Annotated in this window: 8 protein-coding genes and 1 riboswitch; of the genes, 4 read left to right on the top strand and 4 right to left on the bottom strand. The window is 73.4% G+C overall.

Annotated features, from left to right (window positions below; genetic code table 11):
• Positions 1–169: 169 nt before the first annotated feature.
• The 3 genes from KBX39_RS16805 to KBX39_RS16795 all read right to left on the bottom strand — a co-directional run bounded on the left by KBX39_RS16805 (position 170) and on the right by KBX39_RS16795 (position 2,347).
• Positions 170–673, bottom strand: coding sequence for a DUF6328 family protein (locus tag KBX39_RS16805; protein ID WP_043329032.1), 504 nt, complete (start codon positions 671–673; stop codon positions 170–172).
• A 91-nt stretch (positions 674–764) separates the two neighbouring features.
• Positions 765–1,514 (bottom strand): sugar isomerase domain-containing protein, encoded by a 750-nt coding sequence (locus KBX39_RS16800; protein WP_030503141.1) that lies wholly within the window; start codon positions 1,512–1,514, stop codon positions 765–767.
• Positions 1,511–2,347, bottom strand: coding sequence for an alpha/beta fold hydrolase (locus KBX39_RS16795; protein ID WP_210871440.1), 837 nt, complete (start codon positions 2,345–2,347; stop codon positions 1,511–1,513). The genes KBX39_RS16800 and KBX39_RS16795 overlap by 4 nt, the downstream gene beginning before the upstream one ends.
• A gap of 76 nt (positions 2,348–2,423) precedes the next feature.
• Positions 2,424–2,530: riboswitch (TPP riboswitch) on the top strand.
• Positions 2,531–2,605: 75 nt separating this feature from the next.
• Between KBX39_RS16795 and KBX39_RS16790 the strand changes: the two genes are divergently transcribed.
• From KBX39_RS16790 to KBX39_RS16780, 3 genes are all read left to right on the top strand, one after another.
• Positions 2,606–3,196: an ECF transporter S component gene (locus tag KBX39_RS16790; protein ID WP_104112440.1), complete on the top strand. Its 591-nt coding sequence runs from the start codon at positions 2,606–2,608 to the stop codon at positions 3,194–3,196.
• Positions 3,197–3,304: 108 nt separating this feature from the next.
• Positions 3,305–4,723, top strand: a complete 1,419-nt coding sequence (locus tag KBX39_RS16785) for an ABC transporter ATP-binding protein (RefSeq protein WP_210871438.1) — start codon at positions 3,305–3,307, stop codon at positions 4,721–4,723.
• Positions 4,720–5,520, top strand: coding sequence for an energy-coupling factor transporter transmembrane protein EcfT (locus KBX39_RS16780; protein WP_113972678.1), 801 nt, complete (start codon positions 4,720–4,722; stop codon positions 5,518–5,520). The genes KBX39_RS16785 and KBX39_RS16780 overlap by 4 nt, the downstream gene beginning before the upstream one ends.
• Positions 5,521–5,787: 267 nt before the next feature.
• Here KBX39_RS16780 and KBX39_RS16775 read toward each other — a convergent pair whose 3' ends face one another.
• Positions 5,788–6,081 (bottom strand): hypothetical protein, encoded by a 294-nt coding sequence (locus KBX39_RS16775; protein WP_210871436.1) that lies wholly within the window; start codon positions 6,079–6,081, stop codon positions 5,788–5,790.
• A 344-nt stretch (positions 6,082–6,425) separates the two neighbouring features.
• On the opposite strand from KBX39_RS16775, the gene gndA reads away from it, so the two are divergent.
• On the top strand, positions 6,426–7,781 hold a 1,356-nt coding region (gene gndA, locus KBX39_RS16770), incomplete at its 3' end, for an NADP-dependent phosphogluconate dehydrogenase (protein ID WP_210871434.1).

Genomic DNA, 7,781 nt, shown 5'->3' with positions numbered 1-7,781 from the left:
CGCCGGGCAGCGGCCCCGCGCCGTCGGGGGACTCGGGCCGGCTGTTCTGGGTGGTGGTCACGGCTGCCTCCACGTCGGTCCGGCTGCGTCGACGCGCTCGACGAAAACGACGCTACCCCCGGGTGTTACCCAGGGGTAGCGCCGCGTGCACGTCCGATTTGGCGGACGGTCAGCCGCCGGTGAGCGTCTGCGGGTCGTCGTCCTCGTCGTCGATGTCGTCGTCGCCCCAGTTGCGGCGGCTGAACGGCAGGATCGCCCAGAAGATCAGGAACCAGAGGCCGGTGAGCGCGCTGAGCAGGAACGCGATCGGCCGGTCCAGCACGAAGTCGGAGACCAGCAGGACCGAGCTGACCATCGCGATCAGCATGAAGAACAGGCCGCCGGTGGCCATCCGGTGGGCGAAGCGCACCAGTTCCGGCTTGCGGCCCTGGCGGAACAGCGCCCGGTGGAACGCCACCGGAGAAATGATCATCGCGGCGGAGGCGGCGGCGGTCAGCAGCGCCAGGATGTAGACGTCACGCTGGAACTCGGTGGTCCGGTCGAACCCGGCGCTGAACGGCAGCGTCAGCAGGAAGGCGAACAGGATCTGCACGCCGGTCTGCGCGACGCGCAGCTCCTGCAACAGATCGGCGAAGTTGCGCTGCCAGCGCTGCTTCTCGGATTCCTTCGACACTCGCGGACCTCCCCGGGAGACGGCACGGCCGGCGGGTGAACGCCCACCGGCAGGACCGCCTGTGCCCCGTACGGATGATCACGAAACCGGTTCAGGAACCGCGGCGGATCCGCCCCGCGTACCGTGCCTCCAGCTCGGCGTTGTGCTCGTCGCCGCCGGTGATGTTCGCGGACAGGTAGACCGGCGGACGCTCCCCCGCCGCGACCAGCCGGGCCACCACCTCGGCGACGATCTGCTGGGCCAGCAGCGCCGCGGTGATCGACGAGACCGCGCCCACCGCGCCGCCGCCCGGCAGCGGCAGCGTGGCGTCGCCGTACGGGGCGCCGTTGTCCAGCACCACGTCGGCGAAGTCGGCGAGCTTGCGGCCGGACGGGTGCCGCGACGTCATCCGGGCCGAGTGCTGCGCCGACGTGATCGCCACCAGCCCGTGCCCGCGTTCCTTCACGATGGACGCGAACTCGACCATCGCCCCGTTCACGCCCGAGTTCGAGGCGAGCACGAACACGTCCTGCGGCCGGATCGGCGCCAGCTCGTAGAGGCGGTGCGCCACCGCCGGGTCGCGTTCCAGCTTCGGGCCCAGCACGTCGGCCGGGTCGCCGCCGACCAGCACCAGGTCACGCAACGCGATCCGGTTCGTGGGCACCAGCCCGCCGGCCCGACCGGCGATCTCCATGGCCAGCGCCTCGGAGTGCCCGGTGCCGAACGCGTGCACCACACCATCGGCGCGCAGCGCCGCTGCGATCAGGTCGGCCGCGTCGGCCACGTTGCGCCGCTGCTCGGCGGCGACCCGGCCGATCGTCTCGGTCACCACCGCCAGGTACGCCTCGGCGCTCACCGTCATGCCTCCTCCGTTCCTGCGCACCGGGCGAGGATCGCCTCGGCTAGCGGGCCGGGCGCCTCGTCCGGGATCCAGTGGCTGACGCCGGGCAGCGTCACGAACCGGTAGTCACCTGTGACGTGCGCGGCGCACGCCTGCGCGGCCGTCCGGCCGATCGCCACGTCCTTGTCGCTCCAGACGAACGTGGTGGGCACCCCGACCGGAGCGACCGCCTTCATGTCCGCCCCGGTCATCGCCCGGTACCAGTTCAGCGCCGCCGTCAACGCCCCCGGCTCGCGCATCGGCTCGGCGTACCGGGCCACCGCGCCGGCGTCGCCCACGCCGCTGAGCAGCTTGCGCAGCGTGGCACCGTTCCACGCCAGCAGCACCCGCTCCGCCGTACCCGGCTTACGGAACAACGCTATGTACGCGGACTTGACCTTCTGCCGCGGGTCGGTGGCGAGCGCGTGCCCCATCGCGGCCGGGTGCGGCACCGACACCGCGGTCAGCGTCCGCACCCGCTCCGGGTGCGCCGCCGCCAGACCCCACGCCACGATCGCGCCCCAGTCGTGGCCGACCAGGTGGGCGCGGGTCACCCCGAGGGAGTCCAGCACGCCGGCCGCGTCGGCCACCAGCTCCGGAATCCGGTACGCCCCGACGTCCGCCGGCCGCGCGCCGGGCGAGTAGCCGCGCTGGTCGAGCGCGTACGTGCGCAGCCCGGCGGCGTGCAGCGCGGGCGTGACCGCGTCCCACTCGCCGGAGTGCTGCGGGAAGCCGTGCAGCAGCAGGACCGGGTCACCGCCCTCGGGGCCACCGGCGCGTACCTCGAACGTCAGTCCCCGCGCATCCACCAGCATGATCGCCACCATACCGACACTCGCCCTGCTGGGCCGGGGCCCGTGGTCGGTGCTAGCGTCTGCGACGAGACAACTTCACATCCGACAGGGGAGCGCACAGCGCTGAGAGTGCGGGCCGGTGCCCGCAGACCCTCGAACCTGATCTGGGTAATGCCAGCGCAGGGAGTTCGGTCGACCTCCAGCCGCGTCGCCGTCCGGTGACCACCGGGCGCGGCGTGCGTCTTCTCCTGGTTCACCTCGACGAACTGGGAGCCAACCGTGAACCACACCGACAGCAACCGCTGGCGTACCGTCGACATCGTCGTCGCCTCGGTCATCGCCGTCACCTTCGGCGTCGTCTTCTGGGCCTGGGGCCTGCTCTGGAGCGCCACCGACGCGGCGTTCGCGTTCTTCCCACCGGCGCAGGCAGTGCTCTACGGCGTGTGGCTGATCCCGGCGGTGCTCGCCGGCCTGATCATCCGCAAGCCGGGCGCCGCGCTGTACTGCGAGACGGTCGCCGCGATCATCTCCGCTCTGCTGGGCAGCCAGTGGGCGAGCATCGTGATCCTTCAGGGCCTGATGCAGGGCATCGGCGCCGAGCTGGCGTTCGCCGCGTTCCGGTACCGCTCGTTCAAGCTGCCGGTGGCGGTGCTGGCCGGCGCGCTGACCGGCCTCGGCGCGGCGATCTTCGACTTCGTCTACTGGAACAAGGCGTACGACTTCGCCTCCTACCGTCTCCCGTACGCGCTGATCACGATCGTCAGCGCCACGATCGTCGCCGGTCTGGGCGCGCACGTCCTCACCCGCGCGCTGGCGAACACCGGCGTCCTGGACCGCTTCCCCGCCGGCCGCGACCGCGCCCTGGTCTGACGGCTCGCCCCGCCCCGGTGATCAAGGAGTTTGCGTCCGCCGGGCACGGTTTTCCGGACGCGAACTCCTTGATCACGCAGGCTGGGCCGGGAGAGGGGGTGGTGGGCGGTGAGCGGGGTGGTGCTGCGGGGGTTCGGGTGGCGGCACGGGGGACGGAAACGCTGGGCTCTGCGCGGGGTGGATCTGCGCGTGGAGAGCGGCGAGCGGGTGCTGCTGCTCGGACCCTCCGGCGCCGGTAAGAGCACGCTGCTGGCGGCGCTGGCCGGGCTGCTGCCGGAGGACTCCGGCGAGCAGGAGGGCACCGTCGAGATCGACGGGCTGGACCCGCGCAAGGCCCGCGAGCGCGTCGGCATCCTGTTCCAGGATCCGCAGACCCAGCTCGTCATGGCCCGTTCCGGCGACGACGTCGCGTTCGGGCTGGAGAACCGGGGCGTGCCCGCCGGGGAGATCTGGCCCCGCGTCGACGAGGCGCTGCGCCGGGTCGGCTTCCCGTACGACCGGGACCGGCCGACCGCCGCGCTCAGCGGCGGCGAGCAGCAGCGGCTCGCCCTGGCCGGCACGCTCGCGCTGCGCCCCGGACTGCTGCTGCTGGACGAGCCCACCGCCAACCTCGACCCGGCCGGCGCCGCGCTGATCCGCCGGGCCGTCGCGAACGCGCTCGACCCGGACACCACGATGGTCCTGGTGGAGCACCGGGTCACCGAGGCGCTGCCGCTGGTCGACCGCGTGGTGGTGCTGGAACCGGGCGGCGGGGTGCGCGCCGACGGGCCGCCCGCTGCGGTCTTCGCCGCGCACGGCGACGCGCTGGCCGCCGCCGGGGTCTGGGTACCCGGCCACGTCACGCCACCCCGGCACGCCACCACGCCGCCCGGCGACGTGCTGCTCACCGCGGAGCGGCTCGGCCTGCCGCCGCGGCTCGACCCCACCGATCTTCGGGTACGCGCCGGCGAGGCGCTCGCCGTCCTCGGCCCCAACGGGGCCGGCAAGTCCACGCTGGCGCTGCTCCTGGGCGGCCTGCTGAAACCCGGCACGGGCGGCGTCACCGCGTCGGCGGAACTGGCCGGGCGGGACGCGCGCACTCCCCCGTACCGCTGGCGGGCGCCCGCGCTGGTACGCCGGATCGGCTCGGTGTTCCAGGACCCGGAACACCAGTTCGTCACCGCCACCGTCCGCGACGAGCTGGCGCTCGGCCCGCGCCGCACCGGGCAGCCCGAGGCAGCGGTCAGCGCCACAGTGGACGCACTGCTGGAGCGGCTGCGGCTGGACCGGCTGGCCGGCGCCAACCCGTACACCCTCTCGGGTGGCGAGGCGCGGCGGCTGAGCGTGGCGACGGCCCTGGCCACCGCGCCCCGCCTGCTGATCTGCGACGAGCCCACGTTCGGCCAGGACCGGCGCACGTGGCTGGAACTGATCGACCTGCTCGCCGAGCTGCGCGACGCCGGGCACGGCGTGGTGGCGGTGACCCACGACGAGGACTTCGTGGCCGCGCTGGCCGACCGGACGCTCACCCTGGGGGCGTCCTCGTGATCAACGTCGAACCGGTCGCCGCGCCGGGCGCTCCGCTGGCCCGGCGCAACCCGGTGGCGAAGCTGGCCGCCGCGATGGTGTTCACGCTGATCCTGGTGGCGACGCTCGATCCGGTGGCCCCGGCCGTCGCCATCGCCGTCGAACTCGCGGTGCTGCCGCTGTTCGGCGTCCGCTACCGGGTGCTGGCCCGCCGCGCCTGGCCGCTGCTCGCCGGTGCCGTCGGCATCCTGGTCACGCTTGTGCTCTTCGCGGCCGACCGCTCCGGCCCGGTGCTGCTCCAGGCCGGGCCGATCCTGGTCACCGAAGGGGTGCTCGTCACGGCGCTGGGCCTGGTGCTGCGGATGCTCGCGGTGGCGCTGCCCGGCATCGTCGTGTTCGCCACCACCGACCCGACCGACCTGGCCGACGCGCTGATCCAGAACGCGAAGGCGCCCGCCCGGTTCGCCATCGGCGCGCTGGCCGCGTTCCGGATGGTGCCGCTGCTGGAGCAGGAATGGCGGATGATCAGCATGGCCCGGCGGGCCCGTGGCGTGGACGCCGGCCGCAATCCGGTGGCGAAGCTGCGGCTGTTCGGGTCGACCGCGTTCACGCTGTTGGTGGGCGCGATCCGGCGCGGTACACGGCTCGCCGTCGCGATGGACGCCCGGGGCTTCGACGCGGGTACGCCGCGCACCGTGGCCCGCCCGCAGCGCTTCACCGGCGCGGACACGCTGCTGGTCGTGGGAGCGGCCCTCCTGGCCGCCGCCGCTCTGGCGACAAGCATCGCCCTGGGCACCTTCCGCCCCCTGATCGGCTGACCCCCCTCGCCCCGCCTCGCCCCGCCCCGCCCCCGTTGATCATGAAGTTGACGGCACGGGCTGCCCGTTTTGTCGCCGCCAACTTCATGATCGACCGACGTCGGGGAAGATCTTGGTAGGAAATGGTCCCCATAGGGGCCGAAATCTTCCAAGATCTCTAGGGACACCGGCGGTGGGGGCGAGCGGCGGGAAGGAGAAACGCTGCCCGGGCAAGGACCCGGATGAGGGGCCTGCCCGGGCAGCGGGCGACGGGATCCGGCCTGCCGGTCAGCTCCGGCGGAACGCGTAGAAGCGGGTCTGGCCGGCGCGCTGGCTGCGCCCGGCGACCCGGGCCTGCCGCCCTGCCGGTGGGCCGGATCGGGGCGGCGTCGCGGGTGCGCTGGGCAGGACCGGAGTCTCCGGTGACGCCGAATGCGGCGCCGCGTCCAGGGACCCGGCGGACGCCACCGGCTCCGTCGGGAGCACCACTGCGGGCGGCGCGGTGAGCGCGTCGAGCGCCGGCGCGGTCACCTGCGGCGAGGACTGTTTGCGGGACTTCTTCGGATTGCGCTTCGCGGGCATTCGCGGGCCTCCTGTCGTGCGGGCGCGCCGACCGGGACGCGCCGAGCGAGGGCTCCGGCGCATTCCGATCACGACAGACACCGCGACCGACGGTGGCGGGGAAGGATGCGGACGCCCGGAGCAGGACGGGTCCACGGCACTCGCGGCGGTGGACCGGGCTCGGAGGTGGGGCGTCACATACGCATGCGGCAACGCTATCGCGCCACCGGCGAGTCCCGCAGCCGAATTAAGCCGAGGGACGTACGGCCACCCGCCGGTCACGCCCTGTGGACACCGTCGCCCATATCCTCGACGGCCGCGATACGGTCGCAGCACGGCAGTACGGACGAGAGGTGGCGGTACGCATGGCAGAGCAGGCGACGGCGCAGATCGGGGTCACCGGTCTGGCGGTGATGGGCCGCAACCTGGCCCGGAACCTGGCCCGCAACGGCTTCGCCGTGGCGGTGCACAACCGGTCGCCGGAACGTACCCGCAGCCTGGTCGCGGAGCACGGCGACGAGGGCACGTTCGTGCCGTCGGAGTCGCTCGCGGACTTCGTCGGCTCGCTGGAGCGGCCCCGCGCGGTGATCGTGATGGTGAAGGCCGGCGCCCCGACCGACGCGGTGATCGACGAGCTGGTCCCGCTGCTGGAGGAGGGCGACATCGTCGTCGACTGCGGCAACGCGCACTTCGCCGACACCCGCCGCCGGGAGGAGGCGCTGCGCGCGCACGGGCTGCACTTCGTCGGTACCGGCGTGTCCGGCGGCGAGGAGGGCGCGCTGCTCGGCCCGAGCATCATGCCCGGCGGGTCGGCCGAGTCGTACCAGAAGCTGGGGCCGATCTTCTCCAAGATCGCCGCGCACGTGGACGGCGAGCCCTGCTGCCGGCACGTCGGGCCGGACGGCGCGGGCCACTTCGTGAAGATGGTGCACAACGGCATCGAGTACGCCGACATGCAGCTCATCGCCGAGGCGTACGACCTGTTGCGGGCCGGTCTGTCGGCGAGCCCGGCGGAGATCGCGGAGATCTTCCGGGAGTGGAACGGCGGCGAGCTGGGGTCGTTCCTCATCGAGATCACCGCCGACGTGCTCGGCCACACCGACGCGGCCACCGGTCAGGCGTTCGTGGACGTGGTGCTCGACCAGGCCGAGCAGAAGGGCACCGGCCGCTGGACCGTGCAGAGCGCGCTCGACCTGGGCATTCCGATCACCGGCATCGCCGAGGCCACGTTCGCCCGGTCGCTGTCCGGGCACGCCGGCCAGCGCGAGGCCGCCCGCCGGGTGTTCGCCGACGCGGGCGAGAAGTGGCAGGTGGACGACCGGGAGACGTTCGTCGAGGACGTGCGCCGCGCGCTGCTGGCCAGCAAGATCGTCGCGTACGCGCAGGGCTTCGACCACATCCGCGCCGGCAGCCGGGAATACGACTGGAACATCGACCTCGGCGGCACGGCCACCATCTGGCGGGGTGGCTGCATCATCCGGGCCGGTTTCCTGGACCGCATCCGCGAGGCGTACGACGCGGAGCCGGACCTGGCGACGCTGCTCGTCGCGCCGTGGTTCGCCGAGCGGGTCAGCGCCGGCGTACCGGCCTGGCGACGGGTGGTGGCCGACGCGGCCCGGGCGGGCGTGCCGGCACCGGCCTTCGGGTCGTCGCTGGCCTACTTCGACGCGCTGCGGGCGCAGCGGCTGCCGGCCGCGCTGATCCAGGGGCTGCGGGACAAC

This window comes from Micromonospora sp. D75 (assembly GCF_018070405.1).
Classification (GTDB): domain Bacteria; phylum Actinomycetota; class Actinomycetes; order Mycobacteriales; family Micromonosporaceae; genus Micromonospora; species Micromonospora chalcea.
Note: the sequence above shows the minus strand (reverse complement) of the source record. Positions and strands in the feature narration are given on the sequence as shown.